Source organism: Deinococcus detaillensis (genome assembly GCF_007280555.1).
GTDB classification, from domain to species: Bacteria; Deinococcota; Deinococci; order Deinococcales; family Deinococcaceae; genus Deinococcus; species Deinococcus detaillensis.
Window position 1 is genome coordinate 1 of record NZ_VKDB01000008.1, and the last position, 23358, is coordinate 23358.

Annotated in this window: 22 protein-coding genes; 17 read left to right on the forward strand and 5 right to left on the reverse strand. The window is 63.5% G+C overall.

The window, feature by feature from the left end:
- Positions 1-132: 132 nt before the first annotated feature.
- A complete protein-coding gene (locus tag FNU79_RS09150; protein ID WP_143720556.1) occupies positions 133-1581 on the reverse strand; it encodes an aldehyde dehydrogenase family protein in 1449 nt (482 codons plus the stop codon).
- A gap of 260 nt (positions 1582-1841) precedes the next feature.
- On the opposite strand from FNU79_RS09150, the gene FNU79_RS09155 reads away from it, so the two are divergent.
- Entirely contained in the window at positions 1842-2390 is a 549-nt protein-coding gene (locus FNU79_RS09155) for a superoxide dismutase (RefSeq protein ID WP_143720557.1), read from the forward strand.
- Between the two features lie 70 nt (positions 2391-2460).
- On the opposite strand, the gene FNU79_RS09160 is transcribed toward FNU79_RS09155, so the two are convergent.
- Complete coding sequence (locus FNU79_RS09160) at positions 2461-3465, reverse strand: polyprenyl synthetase family protein (protein ID WP_143720558.1); 1005 nt, start codon at positions 3463-3465, stop codon at positions 2461-2463.
- 70 nt (positions 3466-3535) lie between these two features.
- The gene (locus FNU79_RS09165) at positions 3536-4609 is read right to left on the reverse strand and encodes an SDR family NAD(P)-dependent oxidoreductase (protein ID WP_143720559.1); all 1074 of its coding nucleotides are present in this window, start codon (positions 4607-4609) and stop codon (positions 3536-3538) included.
- Positions 4610-4657: 48 nt separating this feature from the next.
- Between FNU79_RS09165 and FNU79_RS09170 the strand changes: the two genes are divergently transcribed.
- From FNU79_RS09170 to FNU79_RS09195, 6 genes are read left to right on the forward strand one after another with little or no spacing between them, the layout of a single operon-like run.
- Entirely contained in the window at positions 4658-5002 is a 345-nt protein-coding gene (locus tag FNU79_RS09170; RefSeq protein ID WP_143720560.1) for a histidine triad nucleotide-binding protein, read from the forward strand.
- Between the two features lie 16 nt (positions 5003-5018).
- A complete protein-coding gene (gene folP, locus FNU79_RS09175) occupies positions 5019-5876 on the forward strand; it encodes a dihydropteroate synthase (RefSeq protein WP_143720561.1) in 858 nt (285 codons plus the stop codon).
- Positions 5877-5887: 11 nt separating this feature from the next.
- Positions 5888-6280: a dihydroneopterin aldolase gene (gene folB, locus FNU79_RS09180; protein WP_143720562.1), complete on the forward strand. Its 393-nt coding sequence runs from the start codon at positions 5888-5890 to the stop codon at positions 6278-6280.
- A 5-nt stretch (positions 6281-6285) separates the two neighbouring features.
- Positions 6286-6780: a 2-amino-4-hydroxy-6-hydroxymethyldihydropteridine diphosphokinase gene (gene folK / locus FNU79_RS09185; protein WP_143720563.1), complete on the forward strand. Its 495-nt coding sequence runs from the start codon at positions 6286-6288 to the stop codon at positions 6778-6780.
- Between the two features lie 39 nt (positions 6781-6819).
- Positions 6820-8571, forward strand: coding sequence for a PASTA domain-containing protein (locus tag FNU79_RS09190; RefSeq protein ID WP_143720564.1), 1752 nt, complete (start codon positions 6820-6822; stop codon positions 8569-8571).
- Between the two features lie 13 nt (positions 8572-8584).
- Positions 8585-9700, forward strand: a complete 1116-nt coding sequence (locus tag FNU79_RS09195; RefSeq protein ID WP_143720565.1) for a cysteine desulfurase family protein — start codon at positions 8585-8587, stop codon at positions 9698-9700.
- Here FNU79_RS09195 and FNU79_RS09200 read toward each other — a convergent pair.
- Positions 9697-10818 (reverse strand): GGDEF domain-containing protein, encoded by a 1122-nt coding sequence (locus FNU79_RS09200; protein WP_143720566.1) that lies wholly within the window; start codon positions 10816-10818, stop codon positions 9697-9699. The genes FNU79_RS09195 and FNU79_RS09200 overlap by 4 nt on opposite strands.
- A 126-nt stretch (positions 10819-10944) precedes the next feature.
- Between FNU79_RS09200 and FNU79_RS09205 the strand changes: the two genes are divergently transcribed.
- From FNU79_RS09205 to FNU79_RS09250, 10 genes are all read left to right on the forward strand, one after another.
- Entirely contained in the window at positions 10945-12789 is a 1845-nt protein-coding gene (locus FNU79_RS09205) for an ABC transporter ATP-binding protein (protein ID WP_143720567.1), read from the forward strand.
- A gap of 39 nt (positions 12790-12828) precedes the next feature.
- Complete coding sequence (locus tag FNU79_RS09210; protein ID WP_143720568.1) at positions 12829-13455, forward strand: DsbA family oxidoreductase; 627 nt, start codon at positions 12829-12831, stop codon at positions 13453-13455.
- Positions 13456-13458: 3 nt separating this feature from the next.
- The gene (locus tag FNU79_RS09215; RefSeq protein WP_143720569.1) at positions 13459-14607 is read left to right on the forward strand and encodes a VWA domain-containing protein; all 1149 of its coding nucleotides are present in this window, start codon (positions 13459-13461) and stop codon (positions 14605-14607) included.
- Between the two features lie 141 nt (positions 14608-14748).
- A complete protein-coding gene (locus FNU79_RS09220; protein ID WP_143720570.1) occupies positions 14749-15876 on the forward strand; it encodes a GGDEF domain-containing protein in 1128 nt (375 codons plus the stop codon).
- A gap of 24 nt (positions 15877-15900) precedes the next feature.
- Positions 15901-16464, forward strand: a complete 564-nt coding sequence (locus FNU79_RS09225) for a hypothetical protein (RefSeq protein WP_143720571.1) — start codon at positions 15901-15903, stop codon at positions 16462-16464.
- A 25-nt stretch (positions 16465-16489) separates the two neighbouring features.
- On the forward strand, positions 16490-17119 hold the full coding sequence (locus FNU79_RS09230) for a TMEM175 family protein (RefSeq protein ID WP_143720572.1): 630 nt from the start codon (positions 16490-16492) through the stop codon (positions 17117-17119).
- A 46-nt stretch (positions 17120-17165) separates the two neighbouring features.
- The gene (gene smpB / locus FNU79_RS09235) at positions 17166-17597 is read left to right on the forward strand and encodes an SsrA-binding protein SmpB (protein WP_124867631.1); all 432 of its coding nucleotides are present in this window, start codon (positions 17166-17168) and stop codon (positions 17595-17597) included.
- Positions 17594-18979, forward strand: a complete 1386-nt coding sequence (locus FNU79_RS09240) for an N-acetylmuramoyl-L-alanine amidase (RefSeq protein WP_225429991.1) — start codon at positions 17594-17596, stop codon at positions 18977-18979. The genes smpB and FNU79_RS09240 overlap by 4 nt, the downstream gene beginning before the upstream one ends.
- Positions 18976-19518, forward strand: a complete 543-nt coding sequence (locus FNU79_RS09245; protein WP_225429992.1) for a GerMN domain-containing protein — start codon at positions 18976-18978, stop codon at positions 19516-19518. The genes FNU79_RS09240 and FNU79_RS09245 overlap by 4 nt, the downstream gene beginning before the upstream one ends.
- 46 nt (positions 19519-19564) lie before the next feature.
- A complete protein-coding gene (locus tag FNU79_RS09250) occupies positions 19565-22840 on the forward strand; it encodes an AAA family ATPase (RefSeq protein ID WP_143720573.1) in 3276 nt (1091 codons plus the stop codon).
- A 21-nt stretch (positions 22841-22861) separates the two neighbouring features.
- On the opposite strand, the gene FNU79_RS09255 is transcribed toward FNU79_RS09250, so the two are convergent.
- Positions 22862-23338 carry a hypothetical protein gene (locus tag FNU79_RS09255; RefSeq protein ID WP_143720574.1) on the reverse strand — a complete coding sequence of 159 codons (477 nt, stop codon included), beginning with the start codon at positions 23336-23338 and terminating at the stop codon, positions 22862-22864.
- Between the last annotated feature and the right edge of the window lie 20 nt (positions 23339-23358).

A 23358-nucleotide genomic window follows, 5' to 3' on the forward strand; every position in this document is an offset into this window, starting at 1 on the left:
TAGCTCAGCTGGTAGAGCACTACCTTGCCAAGGTAGATGTCGCGCGTTCGAATCGCGTCTCCCGCTCCATGTCACAAGCCGTCCCTCTAGTACTAGAGTGAGCGGCTTTTTTGTTGTTCGTTTTCTTTTTGCTCACTCACTGATTTTTCTCAGTGCCCAAGCCGTCAAACGCGGCAGTACGCGGCCATACGGCGGATACATCGCCCTAACCGGTGAAAGCGTCGGCTCACGGGTGATGGCCCGATGGTGGGAGAAAGCGCGGAAGCTGTATTCGCCGTGATAGCTGCCCTGACCGCTATGGCCGACGCCGCCGAACGCCAAGCGCGGATGCACGAACTGAATCACCGTACCGTTAACCACCAGACTGCCGCTGCTCGTCTGGCGTTCGACTCGTCGTTGTGTCTCAGCGGTTTTCGTGAATAGGTAGAGTGCCAACGGTTTTTCATGGCGTTGGATAAGATCAATGGCTTCATCGAGCGTTTGATAAGTGACGACTGGCAAAACTGGGCCGAAGAGTTCTTGTTGCATCAGCGGCATATCGGGCTGGACGCCGGTCACGAGGGTGGGGGAGATGTACCGCTCGGATTCGTCAAAAACGCCGCCATACGCCAGTTCCGCTCCGGCTTCCTGACTGGCTTTTGTCAGGCCGCGCAGCCGAGTAACGCTCTGAGGATCAATCATCCTGCCGTAGTCGGGGCCGCGCCTCTGCCAGATGGGGCCGCCATACCGGGTTTCGATGGCTTCTCTGAGCCGCTGGGTTAACTCGCTAGCAATGGCCTGATGAGCCAAGACATAATCAGGCGCGATACAGGTTTGTCCAGCGTTCAAGAACTTGCCCCAAACAATGCGCTCGGCGGCCAATTTGAGATCAGCACTTTCATCAACGAGCGCAGGTGATTTGCCGCCGAGTTCGAGGGTGGTACTGGTCAGCGTCTGTGCGGCGGCGCTCAGCACTTTGCGCCCGATAGCCGGACTGCCAGTGAAGAAAATATGATCGAATGGCAGTTCGAGAAGCGCCTCGGCCACGTCTGGGCCGCCCTCTACCACGCTAACTAGACTCGGCGAGAAGGTCGCGGCAATCAGTTCGCTCAGCGCTCTGGCGGTGGCAGGCGCTTTTTCGCTGGGCTTGAGGATGGCCGTATTGCCCGCTGCCAGCGCTCCGATCAGCGGCGTGAGACTGAGATTGACTGGATAATTCCACGGACTCAGAATCAGGGTCACGCCACGCGCTTCCGGCTGCATGGCGCTGCGGCCCCAGCCCAAACCGGCAACTCCGTTGACGTACTGCGGCTGCATCCAGCTTTTCAAATGGCGGCGAGCATACCGAATTTCTTCGAGCAACGGGTGAAGTTCGGTGATTTCCGCTTCGGCCCGGCTCTTGCCCAGGTCTTGTGCCAGAGCGGCGGCCAGTCCCACCCGCCGGCCTTTGACGGCGTCGCTAAGCTGCCGGAGTAGTGCTCGGCGCTCGGCAGCGCTGCTTTGAGCGGCCTTCCAGCGCCGTGCTTGATGCGTCTCGAAGAGCTGATGAAGTTGAGTGAGGTGAGCTGACGTCTCAGATTCAGGAATGGGTGCAATAGGCATCTAGGCTAGCCTCCAAAATAGACGGGGAGAAGTTGAACTCAGTCTAAACGCTCTTCACCTTGCTGAACGCCTTAGATAGACTTCATCCTGACTTTATCTATCCGTGAGGCGGCGCTGAGATTGAAAGTCTTGTTACCTATTGAACAGGGGTCAGTCAGCACATGATGGGGGAGTTCGATGTTTTGTACCTACCAGAAGCAAGCGGAAGGTGTCAATTCGGTGGCGAAACGTGCAACGCTTGCGCCACAAAGAGGTTAATTATGAAAAATACTATGATGTTCGGGATGGGCGTGTTGCTGCTGAGTTCTTGCTCGATGATGGGAATGGGCGCTGGCTCAAAAGACAGCACCATGACCAAAGACGGAGCCGCCATGAAAGACAATGCCATGGCCGATAGCAGCATGGCTGTAAAAACCCCAGTGGTGAACCAGAACACCGCCTCCTACGTCCTCAACCGTCAACCAGCGGCCACCAATATCGCGCCGATGGGCAACGTGGCTGTCACGATGAACGGCGACACGGTGATGACCACCACCAAGCTGACCGGCATGGCCCCTGAAACCTACTACGTGGCTCACTACCATAACCAAGGCACTGTGCCCTCGACTGATCCATGCGCCAGCAACGGCCCGGCGATTTTGCCGAGCATGATGGTTGGCCTCAGCGATAAAGGTGGCAACGTGATCTTGATGGGCAGCGTCGCCAAGAGCGCCATCATGAAAGCCACCTACTACAACGTCCACACGGCCAAAAACGCCGCTGGCGAGCCTGCTGACCCAGGCGTAGCTTGCAGCGCTGTCAAGATGTAAGACTGAGTTTTCGCACCTTCAAAACAGGGTCTGATTTCGGTCAGGCTCTGTTTTGTATTTGGGTCTGCCGTCAAGCCTGCCGCGTGACATAGCTCTGAACCAGATCAATGATCTGTGAGGCAGCAGTTTGGTTTGCCGCTTTGCCCAGCGCTTCTTCGAGCAAGCTGAGTCCCCTGCGGCCTTGCTCAGAGGCAAACTGCTGTGCATAATCGAGGCTGCCGCTTTCCCGAATCCAGTCCAGCACCTGAGCCATCTGTGCCGGGTCTTTGTCCGTTCTGGGGAGCGCCATTTGACTTAGGAAGAAAGCCCGTTGTGTGGCGGGTGCGCCGGAGAGCCAATGCAGCACGATCAAGGTGCGCTTGCCTTCGAGAAGGTCGCCGCCGATTTCTTTGCCGTAGCTGCCTTCGTCTTCCTGCAAATTCAGCACGTCGTCCCTGATCTGGAAGGCCGCGCCCAGCGCTTCCCCGGCGGGCGTAAAGGCGGGGTCGGGGAGTTGTCCGGCGGCCAGCGCTCCCAGCCGCAGGGGAATGACCACTGTGTAATAAGCGGTTTTGAGGCGTACCATCTCCAAGTAATCGGCCTCGGTGAGCTGCCATTCGTGATGGGCCACCCAAGCCAAATCGAGATGCTGGCCCTCAGCCGTGCGGTGAATCATGGTCAGGACTTCCTCGTAAGCCCCTGGCACGCCGGCCTGCTGCACAGCGGCCCACATGTAAGCGTGCAGGGCGTCGCCTGCGTTCAGAGCCAGCGGCACGCCGTGGAGGCGGTGCAGCGCAGGCCGCCCACGGCGCTCTTCGCTGTCGTCTTCGATGTCGTCGTGAATCAGCACCCAATTTTGAAACAGTTCCAGCACCGCGCCGAGCCACAACGCGCTTTGCCACTGCGGGGTGTCTTCCCGCGCTCCGTGCGCTTTGGCGCTCAGCAGCAGCAGTTCGCTGCGTAGGCCTTTGCCGCCGCGCTGAGGGTAGTCGCGCAGCATGGCGTAGAACTGAGCGAGCTCTGGATGCGAGTGGGTACGGTCTGAATCGGTGCTGGGCAGTAGGCCAAAGATAAGGTCGAGCAGATCGGAGCGCATTGGGCATTAGTTTAGCGTGGAGAAGCTCCAACTTGACCGCGCTTCAAAATCCTTTCTAGACCGTAGACCATCAGCTTTCATTGAGCGACCGCTCGGCTTTTCGTTTAATCGGATTGGCGCGGGTCAGCGGCGTTTCGGCCTGCTGGCCTCTCAGGGCCAAGTCGCTGCTGGCCGGCCCCGGCAAGAAGCGGTTGAGCAGCGTCAGTACGTCGGCGCTGAGCTGCGGCGCGAGCGACTGAAACACCCTGAGCAGTTTGGCAGGGCCGCCGATCATCACTTCAGCCTCGCCGCGAATGAGAGCCTGCACGATGCGCTGGGCGGCTTTGTCGGCGTCCAGCGAGATCAGTGGAAGATTATCTAGCGTGGCAAATAAAGCGTATTCGCGGCGGTGCTGCCCCTTGATCTGGGCGTGCCTGGGACTGCCCGTCCGCATCAGACCCGGACAAACGGTGGTCACCAGTACGCCGTCTTGAGCGAGTTCGGCCCGCAGCGCCTGACCCAGACCCACCGCCGCGAACTTGCTAACGCTGTAGCTGCTCAGGTGCGGCACGGCGGCCTTGCCCGCTATGGACGCCACGATCAGCACCCGCCCGCCGCTGGCCCGCAAATACGGCAAAGCCGTGCGCGTCAGGCGCAGCGGCGCAAAGGCGTTGACTTCCATGCTGTCCCTGAACTCTTGCTCCGTTACATTGTCCAGCGGCCCGCTTTGGATAATGCCCGCGACGTTGGCCACCACGTCCAGGTGCCCGTAGGTGCTGATTGCCGCCTCAACTGCCCGCTCCAAGTCGGCTTGCTGGGTTACGTCGCCCACCACGATCTGCACTTGGGACGTTTGGCCGCTGATTTGCCGCAGCGCAGCGGCTCTGGCCCGCAAGTCACTTTCGGCGCGGCGCAGTTCGGCTTCGTCACGGGCCAGCAAGGTCAGGTTCGCGCCGTAGCGCAGCAGCTCGCGCCCCAGCGCCAAGCCCAGTCCCCGTGAGCCGCCACTGATCAGCACGGATTTTCCGGCGAGTGAAAACGGCGCGACAAACAAACGCCGGGCGGCGGTCAAAGCGGCGGCGCTGATGAGCAGTGTGCCGCCGAGGCCGGAGCGGCGCTTGCGGGTTTTGGCATTGAGTTTGGTCGATCTTGACACCGGCTTCATCTCTTTAGTGTGCGTGAAAGTGGTGGCAAAGGCGTTTAGAGTAAAGACATGACCAACGCGCCCACGCTGTTTGAACGCATCATCGCCCGCGATATTCCCGCTGAGATCGTTTACGAAGACGGGGACTACATCGTCATCAAAGACATTGCCCCCAAAGCGCCGGTACATCTGCTGGTCATTCCCAAAAAATTCAGTGCCCGAATTGACGACATCGTAGGCGAAGCCGAGATGGGCCGCTTATGGCTGACCGCCAGCCGCGTCGCTCGCCAGCAGCTCGGCGATTACCGTTTGGTCGTTAACGCTGGAAAAGGCGGCGGGCAAGAAGTCTTTCACACCCACATTCATATTCTGGGCGGCTGGGAAGGCGGGCATCCGGTAGGCTTCGGCCAGTAGCAGCGGGTATTCGTTCATGTTTGAACTCCACTTCGGCTTCCCGGTGCCCGGAGCGCTGCGCCACGCGCACGGCTACACCTTGCGCTGGGCCTCCTGCGCTGTCATGGGTATCGTCAACGTCACGCCCGATTCGTTCTCGGACGGTGGGCGCGGCGCGGAGGCGGCCCTCATTCACGCCGAGCAGCTTCTCCAAGACCAAGCCCTGATCCTCGACATCGGCGGCGAGAGCACCCGTCCCGGCGCTGAGCCGGTGGACGCCGCCACCGAGCTTGACCGGGTGCTGCCAGTCATTCGCGGCCTGAGAGGCAGCTCAGCCGTCATCAGTGTAGATACCCTCAAGCCGGAAGTCGCCGACGCCGCGCTGAGGGCCGGGGCGCACCTCGTCAACGACGTGTCGGGCCTGCGGGACCCGCAGATGCAAGTGGTCTGCGCCCAGCACGCCGCTCCCGCCTGCTTGATGCACATGCAGGGCCAGCCGCAAACCATGCAGCTTTTTGCGCACTACGAAGACGTGGTGGCCGAAGTCTTCGGCTTTCTGCGCTCTCAGGCCGAGCAGGCCAAAGCGGCGGGCGTGCCGAGCCTGCTGCTCGATCCGGGCATCGGCTTCGGCAAAACTTTAACGCACAACCTGACCTTGCTGCGTCACTTGTCTGAGCTGACGGCGGGGGAAAGTCCGGTGTTGGTGGGCGGCAGCCGCAAGCGCTTTTTGGGCACGCTGTCGGGTGAACCGCACGCGGCGGCCTCTACCCGTGACGCGGCCAGTCTGGCGCTGCACCTGCACGCTGCCCGGCACGGCTCGGCGCTGGTGCGCGTTCACGATGTGCGCTCCCATGTCTTGGCGCTGCGGGTGCAGGCCGCTCTCGAGAGTGCATAATCGGCTTTTGTATGAGCGAGTCTTCAGTCAGGCAAAGTTTGGGAAGCAAAGTCGTGCTCAAAGGTCTGGCCTTTCACGGACGGCACGGTGTTTATCAGGAAGAAGCGGTGTTTGGAGCGCGGTTCGTGGTGGACGCCGAGTTACTCTACGATTTCTCCGATATCGGTGATGATCTGACTCAGGCCGTCAACTACGCCGCCGCCTACGACCTGATCGCCTCTATCGTCACCGGAGAGCGCTGGCAACTCCTGGAAGCCTTGTCGGGGCGTTTGGCATCGGCTCTGCTGACCGACTTTCCCCAGCTCAGCGCCGTGACGGTGCGCGTCCACAAGCCCCACGCGCCGCTGCCGGGAGTCTTTGAAGACGTTTACGCCGAGCTGCACCTGAGCCGAGCTGAGCCGTGACGGCTATGACCACCGAAACGGCCCTGATCGCTCTGGGAGCCAACTTGGGCGATCCTGAGGCGGCGCTGAAGTGGGCTGTCCACGAACTCGCCGCTCTCGGTGAGGTGCAGGCCGTCTCGGCTTTTTACCGCACTGCTCCGGTGGGCGGGCCGAGAGGGCAGCCGGATTACCTCAACGCCGCCGCTAAACTCTGCACCCGCTTGTCCCCCGAAGCGCTGCTCGACGCGCTGCTGGACTTAGAAACCCGCTACGGCCGGGTGCGCCGTGAGCGCTGGGCCGCCCGGGTCCTCGATCTCGACCTGATCGCCTACGGCCAGCGCGTCCTCAGCACCCCGCGCCTGACCCTGCCGCATCACCGGGCTTGGGAGCGCGAATTCGTGCTCAGGCCGCTGGCCGACTTCGCTCCCGATTATGTCCACCCGCTGACCGGACAGAGTGTGTCGCAGGCGCTGGCCGAATTAGATCGGGCGCAACTACTCCCTGCTCCTCATCTTCCATGAGCCGCATCTGGCCTTCGGGCGTTCTATACTCCTAAACGGATGGCGCGGATAGACGGCAAATACGAAGTGATAGAACAGCGCTCGCAAAGTGGCGGGCAAACCATTTATACCGTGCAGGCCGATCCGCTTGTGGGCGCAGAAGCGGGAGAGTTGCTGCGGCTGGCGTGGTTTGAAGTGACCACCTCCGACGAGCGCAACGCTTTTCATAAGTACCGCACGGCTCTCAAGTCTCTTGCTCCGGCAGGCCTCGCTGACGTGGTGGCCCGTCCCGGCGCGTACTATGCGGTGTGGAGGGAAGTGCCGGGCGTGGCTCTGGCAGCTTTTCAGGCTCAGCCCATCAAAAATGAAACGGCGCTGAGCAATTTGCGCGAACTCGCGGCCCGCCTCTCAGCTCAGGGCTTCGCGCTGATGGACGCTGAAATCGTGATGGACGGCGACGTTCCGAGGCTGGCTTTCCTGACACCCGCCAGCCGCACCCCAGCCGAGGCCGAGTCGCTGAGCGCTGCCGCCCTGACGCCGATCAGCCAAGGCAAAGTGCGGCGGGTACGGCCACGCGGCAGCGTTTGGTCGTGGATTCCGGGCGTGGCCTGTGTAATCGGCGCGGCCTACTTCGGAGCGCAGGCCGCTCAAATTTATCTCAATCCGGCGCTGGCCGACGTGCCCGCTGTGATGGGCCAAGAAGCCAAAGCCGCCGCAGACAAGCTCAGCGCTCTGGGTTACCGCGTGCAGTACGCCGAGGGCGATCAGCGCGGCGCAGCGCTCGGCGCGGTCATCGCCCAAGAACCGGCCCCCGGCACCACCCTGCACCTTGGCCGCCTGGTGACCCTGACGGTCAACAACCCGCCCACCCTGACCGTGCCGAGATTCGAGGAAAAAACCATTGACCAAGTTAAAGCGACTTTGGCCGAGAATTTTCTCAAGCTCGGCAGCGTCTCGCAGGTCGACGGCGGCCTGAGCCAAACCCCCAAGGGCAGGGTCGTGGCGCAGCTTCCGGCTCCCGGCGCGGTGATTCGGCGCGGCCAAAGCGTGCGTTTGCTGATCAGCAGCGGCGTGGCGGTGCAGCAAACCTGGCTCCCGGATTTGCGCGGCTTGCCGTTTGACGACGCCCGCGATCTGGTGCGGCGAGCGGGCTTGGTGGTCAACTTAACCAAGAAAGAAACTTCCGACTCCGCCGAAAACACCGTGCTGCGCCAGTCGCCGGCTGCTTTCGACAAAGTTGACATCGGCTCGCCCGTGACCTTGGTGGTGGCCCAAACCCGCTACGAAGCGCCCGCCGTAGCAACGCCGCCGCTGCCGGTGCCGCCTTTGCCGCTGCCCCCGCCGACGCCGGAGCCGGTGACCAATCCCACCTTCAATACGGGCGGCGCGGACAACGGTGGGACTGTTCCCAACACGCCGGCTGCCCAGCCTGAATTTGCGCCGGTTTCGCCTGCCACTCCTGCTGCGCCCACGCCCGAAACGGCCCCGAGCCAACCCACTCCCGCCGCGCCCCAGACGCCGAATTCGGCACAACCCAGCACGCAGCAACCCAGCACAGAGCAACCCAACGCGCAGCCGCCCGCCACCGCCAGCCGAATTGTGCCGCTGAGTTACACTTTTCCGGCCAACTTGCCTGCTGGCAAAGTCGAAATCGTGGTGCGTGACGAAGACGGTGAACGCGCCGTGCTGCCGCCTACCGACAGCGCTCAGCTCGCGGGCGCACTGGCCCAGCGTGACGACATCAGCGTGCGCGGCAATTATGTCTTTACCGTGCGGATCGACGGCAAAGACTACGCCACCTTCGGGCCGTGAGTTCCCCCGACTTATGATTTATCTTGATTACGCCGCCACCCACCCGATGACGGCCACCGCCCTCTCGGCCTACGCCCGCGCCGCCGCCGTGCCGGGCAACCCGGCGAGCATTCACGCGGCGGGTCAGGCCGCCCGCGAGCTGCTCGAAGAGGGAAGGGCGGCATTGGCGGCGGCGCTGGGCGTGCATCCGCTGACCCTCACGGCCCTGAGCGGCGGCACCGAGGCCGACAACCAGGTGCTGCTCTCCAGCTTCCCCGGCGCGGGCGGTCACCTGATCACCTCCAGCATCGAGCATTCGGCGGTGCTGGCTCCGGCCCGCTTCCTCGCGGCGCGGGGCGTGGCCGTCACCTTCTTGGAGCCGGACGCCAGCGGCCAGACTGACCCTGAGCAGCTCCGGGAAGCGCTGCGTCCCGACACCAAATTGGTCAGCATTCACCATGCCAACAACGAAATCGGCGCGGTACAGCCCATTGCCGAGCTGGCCGAAATTGCCCACGCAGGCGGCGCGAAGTTTCACACCGACGCGGTGCAGTCGCCCGGCGTGTTGCCCGTCGACTTGCTGTCTTGGAAGGTGGATTACGCCAGTTTCAGCGCCCACAAATGGGGCGGGCCGCTCGGCGTGGGCCTGCTCTATGTTCGGCGCGGCCTCGACTTGCCGCCCCTGCTGCTGGGCGGCGGGCAAGAAAAGGGTCTGCGGAGCGGCACCCAAAACGCTCCCGGCCTTTATGCGGCGGGCTTGAGCCTGCGGGAAGCAGTGGCCGCGCAGCTCCAAACCCACGCCCACCTGCGTGCCCTGAATGACCGCCTCACGGCGCGGCTGTCGGGTCACGCGAACCTGCGGGCCAACCACACCCCAGCGGGCAGCCCCAAGGTGGCGTCGTTCACCGCCCTCGGCGCAGACGGCGAGGCGCTGCTGATGAATTTAGATTTCGCGGGGGTGTGCGTCTCGGCGGGCAGCGCTTGTTCGGCGGGCACCATGCAGCCCAGCCACGTCCTGAGCGCTCTTGGTCTCAGTGACGCCGACGCCCTTGCTACCGTGCGGCTCAGTTTTGGACTTCAGAACACCACCGATGAGATTGACGAAGCCGCTTCGGCGCTGCTCAGGGCGGCAGCGGCCAGCCGCGCTTAGCGTAAACTGGTTTCTTGCGGATGAACCTGGTACTGGGCGAGCAACGCTTCGTGCCAGTGAGACGCCACCTCCACTTTATTTCGTCCGCTGATTTTGGCGGCTTGCAGCGCCCGGTCAGCAAAGCCCAAGAGCTCAACTTGAGCCGCTGGCGGCGTGTCGAGCGGGCCGGCCACGCCGAACGAAGCGGTGACGTGGCCGAATCTGAAGCTGTAGCCAGCCAAGTTGCTGCGGGCCCGCTCGGCCATTAAGCAGGCTTCTGCGCTGCTCAGACCCGGCAAGATCATTAAGAATTCCTCGCCGCCCCAGCGGGCCAGCAGACTCGGTTCGCTGAGGTACTGTCCGGTGAGTTGGCCTGCTTGCACCAGCACCCGGTCGCCTTCCGCGTGCCCGTACTGGTCGTTGATCAACTTGAAATGATCGAGGTCAAACGAAATCAGGGCGTAAGGCTGCTGGGCTCCGTCGAGGTGATCAAGCAGGCGCTGGGCCGCGCGGCGGTTGGGCAGGCCCGTGAGACTGTCGAGGTAAGCCAGCCGCCGCATCTCCTCGTACTGCTGCCGAACGCGGGCCACCACATACTGAATCAGCACGATCAAGACGTTGGACAAAAAGAACTGACTCAGCGAGGCCAGCAAGCGGTCACTGAGTTGCCCGGCTTGCCACAGCGCAGCCACCTGAAACGTGGCGATCAGTAAAGTGATCAGCAGCGTGCCGACGACGATTTGGCTGGCTGTTCTCACTTTCCACAGCACAAACGCCATCATGGAAAGCGCCGGAAACCACATCACGCCCTCGCTGAGCATTTGATGTTCAGGCACGAACGAAGAAAACTGATGGTAAAAAAGAATCACCAAATACAGGCTGATCACCAAATACGTCGCGTCCAGTGCTTGTCCGAGTTTGATCCAGCTGCGGCGCAAGCCGAGCTCCATCATCAGCACCAGCGCAGCGATCAGTGGCAACGCCACTTTGTCGAGCGAATCGACCGAGTCACGTTGGAAAACCAGTGCCAAGACGGCGGCCACCGTCGCCACCGGAGCGAGCAGCCGAAAACCCTGCCTTTGCAGGTGACTGATACTCTCCAAGTGGGTCGGATGACTTAATTCTCTCAAACGCTGCATACTGGCTCACTATTGTAATCGCTCGCCTCCGAGTTGAATATTCTTAATCTAATATTAATCATTTTAGGGTACAGTTTGCTTTTGAACAAAGCCCGGTTCATCTTGGCAAACTGCTAGTCTGAACTTATGTTTTCCCGTCCCAATGCCCGCGCCGCCTTGCCAGACACCGGGCCAAATCGACGCGACCCGGCCAATTTGCTGCGGCTGCTGCACTACGTCAAGCCTTACGTTGCATGGCTGTCGCTAGGCATTTTCAGCACCCTGATTTCAGCGGGCCTGAGCTTGGTGTTTCCCAAATTGTTCGGCAACTTGATCGACGCTTCATTTCTCAAGCGGGCTGGGAGCGGCGTGGCCGACACTGGGCCGCTCGACCGAATCGTGCTGCTGCTGCTGGGGGTGTTCGCGGTGGTGGCGCTGTTTACCGCCCTGCAATCGTTTTTGATTTCGCGGGTGGGGGTGCGGGTGGTGGCCGACCTGCGCCGCGCGGTGTTTTCGCATCTGCTCACGCTCAGTCCGCGCTTTTTTGCCACGCGGCGCACCGGCGAACTCACCAGTCGCCTGACCAGCGACGTGTCCACGGTGCAGACGGTGGTCAGCAGCGCTCTGGCGCAACTGCTCAGCCAAGTCGTAACGCTCATCGGCGGCGTCACCTTGATGGTGCTGACCAGTTTTCAGCTCAGTTTGTTTACGCTGGCGGTCATTCCGCTGATTATCGGCACGGCGGTGGTGATCGGCCTCCAGATCCGCAAAGCCGCCCGCGAAGTGCAGGACAAAGTGGCCGCCGCCAACGCCAGCGCCGAGGAAGCCATCAGCGGCGTGCGGGTGGTGCAGAGCTTTACCGCCGAGGACGTGGAGCGGGAGCGCTACGGTGAAGGCGTCGAGCAGTCGTTCGCCGCCTCGCTGCGCCGCATCAAGCTTACGTCACTGATGGCTGGCATCATGACCTTTTTGGCCTTTGGCAGCTTGGCCGGGGTCCTGTGGTACGGCGGGCGGCAAGTCTTGGTGGGGGCCATCACACCGGGCAAACTGGTCAGCTTTTTGTTTTACGCGCTGCAAGTCGGCATCAATGTCGGCGGCCTGACCGGCATTTTTTCGCAAGTTCAAGAAGCGTTGGGCGCTTCCTCGCGCCTCTTCGAGCTGCTCGACACCAAAAGCGAGTTGCCCGTCAGTCCTGCGCCGCAGCCGCTGGACCGAGTGGCTGGCCGCGTCCAATTTGAAAATGTCTCGTTTCGTTACGGCGACGAAGGCGAGCTGCCCACCCTGTCTGGCCTTAACTTGGACGTATCGCCGGGCCAAACGGTGGCCCTGGTGGGGCCGAGCGGGGCCGGAAAATCCACGCTGGTCAGCTTGCTGCCGCGCTTTTACGACGTGACCGGCGGCACCCTCAAGGTGGACGGTGTGGACGTGCGGCAAGCCGACTTGGAAGAGCTGCGCCGCCAAGTCGGCTTGGTGCCGCAGGAGACTTTGCTTTTTTCCGGCAGCGTGGCCGAGAATATTTTGTACGGGCGGCCCAGCGCCAGCCAAGCTGAAGTGGAGGGCGCAGCGCGGGCGGCCAACGCCGAGGAATTTATCTTGCGCTTGCCGCAGGGCTACGCTACGGCAGTCGGCGAGCGCGGCGTGAAATTGTCGGGCGGGCAGCGCCAGCGCGTCGCCATTGCGCGGGCCATTCTCAAAAATCCCCGCATCCTGATTCTGGACGAAGCCACCAGCGCCCTAGACAACGAATCCGAAGCGCTGGTGCAGGACGCCCTCGAAAAGCTGATGGTGGGCCGCACCACGTTCGTGATCGCCCACCGCCTCAGCACCATTCGCAGCGCCGACTTGATCGTGGTGATGGACGCGGGCCGCGCCGTGCAGCGGGGCACCCACGCCGAACTCATCGCGGCAGGCGGCCTTTACAAAGACCTCTACGACTTGCAGTTTCGCGCCGAGCGCCGTGAGCAAGGCCCACTGGCCGTGCAAGGCGTTTAAGCCGCAATGCTGCGGCCTTGAGCCGTGCTAGCCTCGCTCATGACCCCTACCCTGATCTACTTTGATTTCCTGTGCCCTTATGCCTGGCGCGGTGTAGAACTGGCCGATCTGTTGCGGCGCGAACACGGCCTGATGTTCGAGCTGCGCCACTTCAGCTTGGTGCAGGGCAACCATCCCGAGAATGCCCAGAGCCGTCATCAGCCGGTCTGGTGGCTGACCGACCAAGCGCCGCAGGAAGGCAGCGCGGCCCAAGTCGGCAGCTTAGAGGCCTTTTTGGCCGATCAAGCGGCGGCGCGGCAAGGTGAAGAAAAGCGCTGGGCCTTTGCCCTGGCGCTCTTTAGGGCTGTGCACCGTGACAAAGCCGAGCTGAGTGCTCAGACCATCCAAGCTGCCGCCCAGACAGCCGGACTTGATATGGGCCAGTTCCAAACCGACCTGGCAGAGGATGGGGCCCGCCGAGCCGAGCTGCGAACCGATTTGGCGGCGGCGGCGGAGCAGGGCGTCTTCGGCACGCCGACTTTCGTGCTGCCGGAACGTCACGCCGCTTACTTCCGTTTTGCCAACCTCGTTTCGCCCGGCAAAGCGCTCGAAACGTGGCAGCTCTACGTCTCGGTACTGGAAAGTGACGCCCGCATCGAAACCATCAAGCGGGCCAAGCGGGCCTGAGCTGTGGCGCAAGGTTCAGCGCTGCTTCCTGAACTCACTGCTTTTGCTGCCAAGTTGCGCCGCGCCGGATTTTCTGCTGGCCCCAGCGAGCTGGCCGGAGCGCTGCGGGCCGCTGAAGCGCTGGGCCTGCTGGATCTGGCTGCGCTGCAAACGGCTTGGGGGATTGTGTTCGCCCGCAGCAAAGAGCAGGCTGAGCTCTTCGGGCCGCTGTTTCGGGCACATTTTTTAAAGCCGGACTTGCCCGCGCCGCCTCAAAGCGACGCCGTTCAACCCCAGCCGAGTGAATACGACAGCCCCCCTTCAGGCGACGCCGAACCGCTGCCGGTCCAGCAGCAAGGCGCAGCCGAGGGCGGGCCGCTGTCTCCAGATGTTGAAAATGCCAGCGAAGCCGCCCAGTGGCTGCAAACCCGCCTGAGTCCCCACGCCGGACAGGGAGCGCCGCCTTCCTTGTCTGGCGACGCCCAGCTTTACGCCCAAGCTGCCCGCGCTCTCCTCGGCGTTCGGCTTGGGCATTCGCGGCGGTTTCGGCCCACTCCCCTGGGCAGGCGCATTGATCTGCGGGCCACTTTGCAATCGGCGCGGCAAACTGGCGGCGAGGCGCTCCGGCTGCGCCGCAAAGGTCGCCCGCCCCGCCCGCCCAAAGTGGTGCTGGTCTTGGACGGCAGCCGTAGCATGGCTCCCTACGCCGCGCTGCTGCTGCGCTACGCCGCCGCCCTCTCGGCCCGCAGCCGCTCGGTCGAGGTGTACGCCTTCAGCACCTCGCTGACCCGCCTGACGCCCCTGCTGCGGGCCGGGCAAGTCGCGCCCGCCATTCAATTGGGCCAAAGCTGGGGCGGCGGCACCCGCATCGGTGAGAATCTGGAGCGCCTGCTGCGGGAAGGCAAAGCCGCGCTGCGGCCCACGACCTTGCTGCTGATCTTAAGCGACGGCCTCGATACCGGCGAGCCAGCGCAACTGGCCGGGGCGATCAGTAAACTGCGCCGCCGAGTCGGCGGGGTTATCTGGCTCAATCCGCTGGCCGTCCAGGACGGTTATCAGCCGCTGGCACGCGGGATGGCGGCGGCTTTGCCGACCCTAGACGTGTTCGCGGGCGTTGAGGACGCCACCGACCTGCTGGCCCTCCCCAAAAAAGTGCAGCGGTCACTGCGATAATTTTGGGACGCTGATTTTCGTTTGCGGCTGGGGCGTTCGGGCCATGTAACTTGAACTGCACCCATACGGACTCCGGCCATTCTGTTCTCTTTCGGAATCTGTCAAGGTTTAGTCAAGCGCCGCGCTCTACACTGAGCGCCAATGGCTCCAGACTCCAGACTCCATTTGCCTCTGCGCGACCCTGACGGCGAAGCGGGCCGCCGCCGCATCTACACCGCCACGCTGAGCTTCGGGTTGGTGCTGATGGGCGTCAGCGTGCTTTGGCAACGCCTGACCGGCGCTTCAGATTTGTATTTGATCTACGGCGCACCGACGTTGTGGCTGCTGGGCGTCTTTAACCTGTGGTGGCTGCTGACCAAGCGCTCCTTGGTGGTGTCCGAGCGCCTGGGCATCGGGGTGCTGGCGGCGGCCAACTTGGCACGCATCACCTTGCTGTGCTTTGAATCACCCGTCAGTGGCTCCATCAACAATGGGCCGTACTGGGGCATGGTGGGAGTGTGCACCTTGGTGTTTTTGGCGTTCGTGCCCAGACAGTTTTTTATGTTCAACTTGGCGTATGCCGCGCTGAGTCTGGTTTTGCCCTGGCTCCTGCCGGGATCGGCGGCGCTCCACAACGTCTTCGAGTGGTTGAGGGTGCAGCTCAATGCGGTTGTGGTGCTGTCGCTGATTTGGGGCTTGGCGTGGTTCCGCACGCAGCACGCCGCCCAGGCCGTCACCCAAGAACAGCTGCGGCAGATGGCCTTCACCGATCCCCTGACCCAGCTTCCCAACCGCCGCGCCGTGTATCCGGCAGTCGACGCGCTGCTCAGCGCCGCCGCTCGGGGGCAGACCGGTTCACTGCTGCTGATCGACCTCGACCACTTCAAACGTGTGAATGACGAGTGCGGCCACGGCGTCGGGGATGAAGTTCTGGTCGCGGCAGCCAGAGTGCTGCAAAATGCCGTCACCGAAGTGGGGGCCGCGCCGCCGACAGTGGGGCGCTGGGGCGGGGAGGAATTTATCGTGGTGATGCCGGGAGCCGCCGCCGAGCGTGCCAGGTTCCGTGCCGAGCAGCTCTTGGCCGACTTCCGGGCGCACGCTTGGCCGCATCATCTGCGCCTGACCATCAGCATCGGCATCAGCACGGTGCGCCCCAGTGAGGATTTCAGCACGCTGCTGGCCCGCGCCGATGAGTCCATGTACGCGGCCAAGTCGGCAGGACGCGACCGCGTGGGCGTTGAGCGCGTCAAGATGGATGACGCGGAGGCCGAGTACGGCCCAGCGCATTGAGGCGCGTGCCATACTCGACGGACTATGGAAGCCGTTCCGATTCTGATGGTGATTTTTGGTGGCATCTTCGGCGGTATCGCGCTGATTACCCGCGTCGACGGCCAAAGCAAGCTCCGTATTCTCCAAGAAAAGCGGGCCATCGCCGAGCTGGAGCAAGCCGCCAAACAGCCTGCTGCGTTGCCCGCGCCCACGCCGGCAGACCCCAACGCTGCGCCGGTGCTGGCCCTGCGCTTGCCGGAACCGCAGCGCTCACGGGCGCTGGCGCTGCTGTGCTTGGTGCAGGACGCGCCCAAAACGCTGGACGCCCGCAGCGCCTTTCTGATCAAGCAAACCCAAGCCGACTACCTGCCGCAAACGTTGCGGGCCTTCCTCGATTTGACGGCGGGGGCACGGCAGCGCCTGAGCGCACAGGGCATGGACGCCGAAACGTTGCTGAGCGAGCAACTCGACCTTATAGAGGCGGGCGTCAAAGAAGCGCTGCGCTTAGACCACGCCGCCGCCGATAGGATGCTGACCCAGGGCCGCTTCCTGCGTGAGCGCTTCGCCGCGTCTGAAGCGGGAGAACTGGTATCGTTGGAGAAGGCCTGAGCGGAACGCCCGTTAAACTGACTGCATGTCGCCGGATGCCAACACCAACCCGCAAGATATTCCGCTGGGCCGCTTACACGGCCTGAGCGACGGGGTCTTTGCCATCGTCATGACCCTGCTCGTGTTGGAACTCAACGTGCCTGGAGTGGCCCGCACCCTCAGCCAAGCTGCTCAGAGCGCCGCCGTCAACCAAACTCTCCTCGACCTGATCGGTAAAGTGGGGATTTACATTTTGACCTTTTTGGTCACGGGCCTGAGCTGGCTGAGCCACAACCGCTTGTTCGTCTACGTCAAAAGCGCCGATCAACGTCTGGGGTTTCTCAACGTCGTCCATTTGATGATGGTCTCGCTGCTGCCGTTTACCGCCGCGCTGCTCGGCTCGTACGGCAACGTGGCCGGGGGCGTCTGGCCGTACGCCCTCAACCAGTTGCTGATGAGCCTCACCTATTTGCTTTTGTTGCGGTATGTGCGCCAGCACGCCCTGGCCGAGGCCCACGCGCCCATTCGAATGCTGGCGGTTCGCTCGGTGCTCAACTCGGCTGTTTTTGCCGTTATGGGCATTCTGGCCTTTATCCAGCCGTCCATAGCGTGGTTTGCGCCGGTGCTGCTGGGCATCATCCAGCCTCTGCTCACCCGCTGGAAGCCCAAAAACTGAGCCACCCTACGTCACTTGGCCCGCCCTCACAAACTCGCCTGCTAGAATGCGGCCCGTGTATACCAACCGCCGCGCACATTACGACTATGAACTGCTGGAACGGTTCGAGGCGGGCATCAGTTTAACCGGCAGTGAGGTCAAAAGCATTCGCGCCGGTGGCGTGGATTTCCGCGACGCTTTTGCCCGCTTGCAAGGCCACGACCTTGACCTCGAAGGGCTGTACATTCCTGAATACAAAGATGCCAGCTACAACAACCATACTCCCCGCCGCACCCGCCGCCTGCTCTTAAACCGTGAAGAGATCGGAAAAATAGAACGCCAACTCAAAATTAAAGGGCTGAGTCTCATTCCCACCCGCCTTTATCAAAAAGGCCGCTTCTTTAAGGTGGAAGTGGCGCTGGCACGCGGCAAAAAGCTGCATGACAAGCGCCGCGCCGAGGCTGACAAAGAAGCCCGCAAAGAAATCAGGAACGCATGAAGCCCGGTCTTCAAAGAAGTCTGTTTCGGGATTTGCGCCTGCGGGCCGGACTGCTGGCCGCCCTTTTTTTGCTGGGCGTGGCCGGAGCGCAGTACGCCTACAGCAAGCTGACGCTGGGGGGCCGGGACGCTCAGGCCATCGTGCTGGGCGGAGCCGAGTACGCCTCGCAGCTCACCGTCGAGGGGCTGAGCGCCGTCAAAGTCAGCCGCGAAGACCCTTACGTGCGTGTCAGCGGCCTGGGCCACGAGCTGATCTTGCCGATCGACCAAGATTCCGAGCGGGCCGCCACCGACTTCAACACCGTGCAGCTCGACAGCACCCGCCTCAAAGCCCGCACCGCCACGCTGGTGAACGGCGAAGTGTATTTGCCGCTCGACACCCTGGCACGCGGTCTGGGCGCGGACTACCGCACCGGCGATTTCTCGCTGCCCGCTGCGGCGCTGACCAACGTGTCTTCGCGGGCCGGAAAAGACACTGACCGGATCGTGCTGGATTTCAGCCGCGACCTTCAGTACGCCGCCAATTTCAGCGGCAACACCCTGACCCTGACCCTCAAAGGCGTCAACGCCAATCCGCGCACCTACGCCACGCGCGGCGCGTTCGTGCCGCAGTTTGAGGTCAAGACCGCCCAGGGCAACGCCAGCATCGCCATTCCTCTGGGCAACGGCGCAGGCTACCGGCTGTTCAAGGTGATTCGCCCCGGCAGCGTGCGCCTGGTTCTCGATGTCGGCCCCGGACTGCCGCGCAATATCGCCGCGCTCGCGGATGTGCCGCGCTCGCCGCTGATCGTCCTTGATCCGGCTCCCAAAGGCGGCGGCAGCGTGGATATTCCACTCGAAGTCGCCCGCGCCACCGGTGAGCTGCTCAGCAAAGCGGGCTGGCAAGTCCAGCTCACCCGCAGCTCGGCGGGCCGGCTTCCGGTGGCCCAGCGAGAAAAGCTGGCCCGTCAAAGCCAAGTCTTTGTGACGCTCAGTGTGGGGCGCTTTCCCGGCGCGGGCCGAAAGGGCATCACCCTTTATCAGCCGGTCGGCGACCAAAACGCCCAGATCATCAACGCGTTTCGCAGCGGGGCCGGCGGCAGCGACCTCGTGCGGGCAGCGGTGGGCGACGGCGGCGAAACCAAGCGGCTGGCCGAACTGCTGATGGGCGAACTCGGTTCACGCGGCCTCAAAGCCGGAGCCGAGCAAATCCCGCGCCTCTTTTTGCCGGGTGAGGCTCCGCACGCTTCATTTGAACTCGAACTCGGCTGGCCGCAAAACGCCGGCGACCTCGCCAACCTGATCACGGCCCAGCGCACCGTCAAAGTCTCGGAAGCGCTGGCCCTGAGCGTGGCCACTTTCCTCAAAGCGCGGGCCACCAACCTGACCGGAAGCGGCCAGTGAAGCGCCTCTTTACGCCCATCAACATTTTGGGCTTGCTGCTGTTGGCGCTCTCGCTGGCGGTTCGCAACTGGGTCTCGCAGCCGCCGCCCGCGCCGACGCCGCCTGCGCTGCAACTCGAAGTGGTGCAGCCGATCACCGTCACGCTTTACTTCTCAAACGGCAACGTAGACAGTTTCGTGACCGAAGACCGCAGCGTGAGCGTTGAAGGCCAGTCGCCGGGCAAAGTCGCGCAGGCCGAGCTGAACGCTTGGGCGCGTGGCCCGCTCAAGGGCAAAGGGCTGCGGGTCATTCCGCAGGGCAGCGCCGCGCCGGACGTGTGGGTGCGCGGCCCGCACTTTTATGTCAACTTGCCCAGCAGTTATTCGCAGTTCAATTACGGCGTCAGCGGCGAGCGAATGATCCTTTGCTCGCTGACCCGCAGCCTGCTTGAAAAAACTGGCAAAGACGTGCTGTTTTTAGTGGGCGGTCAAAGTGCGCCGACTCTGCTCGGCCACATGGATTTGACCCGCCCGTACGGCAAGGCGGATTGCCAAGACTGATTGCAGGCCGTGGTTCCTTCTGCTTCTCATTCCAACCCCACTGCCCATGATTGAATCCATCACCCTGCAAGGCTTCAAAAGTTTCGCTGAGCGCACCCGTCTGGACTTCGGCCCCGGCGTGACGGCCGTGATCGGCCCCAACGGCTCGGGCAAAAGCAACGTGGTCGAAGCGCTGCGGTGGGCCTGCCACCAAGCCCGCGCCCGCGAACTCAGGGCCGCCAAAGCCACCGAGCTGATTTTTCACGGCTCCGGCGGCAAAGCGCCGGTGGGCCTCGCGGAAGTGCAAATTGAACTGCGAACCCCGCAGGGCCAGCTCAGTTTCAGCCGCCGGATTTACCGCGACGGCAGCGCCGAGCAAGACCTCGCGGGCCGCCCGGTGCGGGTGCGCGATGTTCAGCAGGCGCTGCGCGGCACGGGCCTCGGCCCCGGCGGGCTGGCGGTCATCGGGCAGGGCGAGGTCAGCGGGGTGGTGCAGGCCGAGGGCAAAACCCTGCTCGGCTATCTTCAGGAAGCGGCGGGCCTGAGTAGGGCGGTGGCTGCCCGCGAGGACACCGAGAGCCGCCTTGAAGGAGCGCGGCGCTCTCTGAGCGAGCTGCAACGCCTTGAAGACGAACTGTCCGCCCGCACCCAGCGCCTCCAGATCGAAGCGGCGGCGGCCCAGCTCGCCCGAACCCTCGCCCTGCGCGAACTGGCCCTTGTCGAAGCGCTATTCCGTCACCGTCAGGAAACGCTGAGGGCCGAACTTCAAGCGGCTCAGGCCTCCGCCGCCCAGCTTGAGCAAGAATCGCTGGTTTTGGCTCAGCGCACCGTGCTGGCGGGCGCTCAGCTCGAAACCGCCCGTGAAGCGGTGCGGGCAGTCCGGGCGGATCAAGCCGGCCACCGCCAAGCCCTAGAGCTGCTGGAAGCCGCCCAGAGTGCCGAGCGCCAGCTCAGCCGCGCCGTGACGCGTCTGCAAGGTGAGCGGGAAAGCTTGGAGCGGGAGCGGTCTCTCCCCGAACTGGCTGCGCCGCCGCAACCCGCCCCCGACGCTTCCGACTTGCAAACCCAGCTTCAAACGACCCGCGCCGAGCTGAGCCAAGCCGAAAGCCAGTGGCGCAGTCTCAGCGCCGAACTCGGACGCGCCCGCCTTTTGGCGGCCCAGCACGCCGAAGCGCAGATCCGCAGCAGCGCTCAGCGCTCCCTGCTGCAAAGCGAGCAAACGGAGCTGGAGCGCCGCCTGAGTGAGCTGGTTCCCGCCCTCCAAGAAGCCCAAGCGGTGCGGGGAGCCGCCGCCACAGAGCGCCAGCAAGCCGAAACTGAGGCTCAGCAAGCCGCCCAGCACCGCGCCGAACTCGAGGCCCAGCTTAGCCGCTCAGAGCGCCAGCTCAGCGAACTCAGGGCCGCCCGTAAGCCGCTGCAAAGCGAACAAACCCGCTTGGAGACCTTGCTCCATTCGTACACCCGCTACGGCGAAGGCCCCCGCAACGCTCTGACGAGCGACCACCCCGGCATCATCGGGTCGGTGGCCGACGTGCTGAGCGTCAGCGCCGAGTACCAAACCGCCGCCAGCGCCGCGCTGGGCCGCCGATTAGAGCAAGTGGTGGTGCAGACTTCAGACGACGCCCGCGAACTGATCGACCTGCTTAAGCAGCGGGGCGGACGCGCCACCTTTTTGCCACTGGATTTGCTGCGCCCCCGCCCGCGCCGCGACTCGGGGCTGCTCGGCGAAACTGGCGTGCTGGGCAACCTCGCCGACCTTTGCCCCAGCGATCCGCCGCAAATCAGCGAGGCGCTGCTGGCCGATACCCTGCTGCTGGAAGACTTGCCCACCGCCACCCGCCTGGCCCGCCGTTTCCAGAGCCGCCCGCGCTTAGTCACGCTCGGCGGCGAGCTGCTGGAACCCGGTGGGGCCCTGACCGGCGGACGCCTGCGCGACGGCGGCGCGAACCTGCTCACCGATCAACGCCGCTTTGAAGACTTGGCTGGTGAACTGGAAGCGTTGCACGTCCAAGAACGAAGTCTAGAAGCCGCTCACGCCGCGCTCAGCGCCCAACGTGCCGCCCTGCCGCTCAGTCTCCTGCCCTCACCCGCCACTCTCCAAGCTGCCGAGCGAGAAGCGGAGCGCCGCGTCACCCAACTCGCAACGGAGCTGAGCGCCGCCCAAACCCGTCAACGCGGCTTGCTCAGCCAACTTCAGCAAGCTGCCGATGTCACTTCAGCGCCCGCCGACCTTGCCTCAGCCGACCCAGAACAGCGCAGCCGCGAGTTGGAAGCCTGCCTTGCTGACCTGCGCCAAACCGAGCGCCAACGCAGTGAACAGCTCGCCGAGGCCCGCCAACTCGCGGCGGCTTGGACGCTTTACCACGCAGCTGCCGAACAGCGCTTGGCCCTGAACCTGCGCCTGAGCGCCAACAGCGCTGCCCTCGCTGAGCAAAGCGCCGAGCAGCAGCTGGCAGGAGCTGAAGTCTCGCGCCGTCAAACGGAAGCCGAGCAGCGCCGCCCAGCGGGCTTAGAAGACGCCGAGCGCCTGCAAGCTGGAGCCAGTCAAAGCTACGCCAACTTGCTGGCCCGCCAAAACAAAGTTCGCGCCGACTTGGAAGCCGCTCAGCTCACCGCCGCCCGCCGCGAAGGCAGCCTCGAACCTCTGACCGACGCAGCACTCCTCCCCGGCACACCCCGCGAGTGGAGTGCCGAGCTGGGCCGCGTGCGCTCGCACCTCGCCGAGCTGGGTTTGGTCAATCCGCTGGCCGAAGCCGAACACGCCCGCGAAGCCGAGCGCCTCGCTGACCTGCACACCCAAAGAGAGGATGCCCAGGCCGCCGCCACTGAACTCAGCGTCCACCTCGCCGAACTCGCTCAGCAAGAGCAGGTGGCCACCCTGGCGGCTTATGGGCGGGTCAACGCCGCCTTTGCCGACTACAGCCGCGAGCTGCTCGGCGGCGTGGGCGAGCTCGAAGCCGAGCGCAACGAGGACGGCAGCCTCTGCGGCCTGCGCTTGGCCGTGCAGCCGCAGGGCAAGCGCACCCGCAGCCTCACCCTGCTCTCGGCAGGCGAGCGCACCATGGCGGGCCTCGGCTTTTTGTTTGCCCTCAACCACGCGGGCACAGAAAGTGCCAGTGGCCTGCCTCTGGCCGTGTTGGATGAGGTGGACGCCCCCCTAGACGAAGCCAACATCCGCCGCTTTACCCACTTCCTCAAAGTCTTTGCGGCGCGGGGCGCACAGTTTGTACTGGTCACCCATCAAAAGGCGACCATGGAAGTGGCCGAGGCCATCTGGGGCGTCACCACCGACGCCAGCGGCGCTTCAAGGGTGCTGAGCATCAAACAGGGCGAAGCCGTTTAGAATATATATAACAGCTTCCCGCTATTCCTCCAAGCCCTCCAACTCCTCCAAAAATCCCCAGCCGCAGCCCTCTTGATTGGCCTCCACCCGCCTGAGGCGCGTCCACGGTATCTCATCTCTGGGCAAGCTCAGGCAGCGCTTCATCAACGTCTGCCACATGCTCTCTAAGCTGCTCCGGGCACTCCCACTCACATCACCGTAGCACTCCATGCAGGCCAGGCCCGCTTCCACGAAGTCCAGCTCAGCGTGAACGAGGGCGGCGGGCGGCGCGAATTTGGCGTAGTGCTGCAAAGCCGTCCGTGCTGCTCCTGTCTTGAGGCTCGGGCACCGCTGGCTTTGCGCCGTGCCAAAAGCCTTTTCAATTTCCTGCGTCACTTTGATTTTCAGGCCGCTGCTGTCGTCCTCCAGCAAAGCGCTGAGCAGCCGTTTGTTGTCCGCGCTGGCCGCGTACATCTGCCGCACCAGTTCGCGCAGTTCAGCCGCTTCAAGTTCTGCCAAGCTTTTTCTCAATTGCGCGG

Coding starts and splice junctions, on each gene's coding strand:
- FNU79_RS09150 (WP_143720556.1), bottom strand. CDS start 1,581: ATGCCTATTGCACCCATTCCTGAATCTGAGACGTCAGCTCACCTCACT.
- FNU79_RS09155 (WP_143720557.1), top strand. CDS start 1,842: ATGAAAAATACTATGATGTTCGGGATGGGCGTGTTGCTGCTGAGTTCT.
- FNU79_RS09160 (WP_143720558.1), bottom strand. CDS start 3,465: ATGCGCTCCGATCTGCTCGACCTTATCTTTGGCCTACTGCCCAGCACC.
- FNU79_RS09165 (WP_143720559.1), bottom strand. CDS start 4,609: ATGAAGCCGGTGTCAAGATCGACCAAACTCAATGCCAAAACCCGCAAG.
- FNU79_RS09170 (WP_143720560.1), top strand. CDS start 4,658: ATGACCAACGCGCCCACGCTGTTTGAACGCATCATCGCCCGCGATATT.
- folP (WP_143720561.1), top strand. CDS start 5,019: ATGTTTGAACTCCACTTCGGCTTCCCGGTGCCCGGAGCGCTGCGCCAC.
- folB (WP_143720562.1), top strand. CDS start 5,888: ATGAGCGAGTCTTCAGTCAGGCAAAGTTTGGGAAGCAAAGTCGTGCTC.
- folK (WP_143720563.1), top strand. CDS start 6,286: ATGACCACCGAAACGGCCCTGATCGCTCTGGGAGCCAACTTGGGCGAT.
- FNU79_RS09190 (WP_143720564.1), top strand. CDS start 6,820: ATGGCGCGGATAGACGGCAAATACGAAGTGATAGAACAGCGCTCGCAA.
- FNU79_RS09195 (WP_143720565.1), top strand. CDS start 8,585: ATGATTTATCTTGATTACGCCGCCACCCACCCGATGACGGCCACCGCC.
- FNU79_RS09200 (WP_143720566.1), bottom strand. CDS start 10,818: ATGCAGCGTTTGAGAGAATTAAGTCATCCGACCCACTTGGAGAGTATC.
- FNU79_RS09205 (WP_143720567.1), top strand. CDS start 10,945: ATGTTTTCCCGTCCCAATGCCCGCGCCGCCTTGCCAGACACCGGGCCA.
- FNU79_RS09210 (WP_143720568.1), top strand. CDS start 12,829: ATGACCCCTACCCTGATCTACTTTGATTTCCTGTGCCCTTATGCCTGG.
- FNU79_RS09220 (WP_143720570.1), top strand. CDS start 14,749: ATGGCTCCAGACTCCAGACTCCATTTGCCTCTGCGCGACCCTGACGGC.
- FNU79_RS09225 (WP_143720571.1), top strand. CDS start 15,901: ATGGAAGCCGTTCCGATTCTGATGGTGATTTTTGGTGGCATCTTCGGC.
- FNU79_RS09230 (WP_143720572.1), top strand. CDS start 16,490: ATGTCGCCGGATGCCAACACCAACCCGCAAGATATTCCGCTGGGCCGC.
- smpB (WP_124867631.1), top strand. CDS start 17,166: ATGCGGCCCGTGTATACCAACCGCCGCGCACATTACGACTATGAACTG.
- FNU79_RS09240 (WP_225429991.1), top strand. CDS start 17,594: ATGAAGCCCGGTCTTCAAAGAAGTCTGTTTCGGGATTTGCGCCTGCGG.
- FNU79_RS09250 (WP_143720573.1), top strand. CDS start 19,565: ATGATTGAATCCATCACCCTGCAAGGCTTCAAAAGTTTCGCTGAGCGC.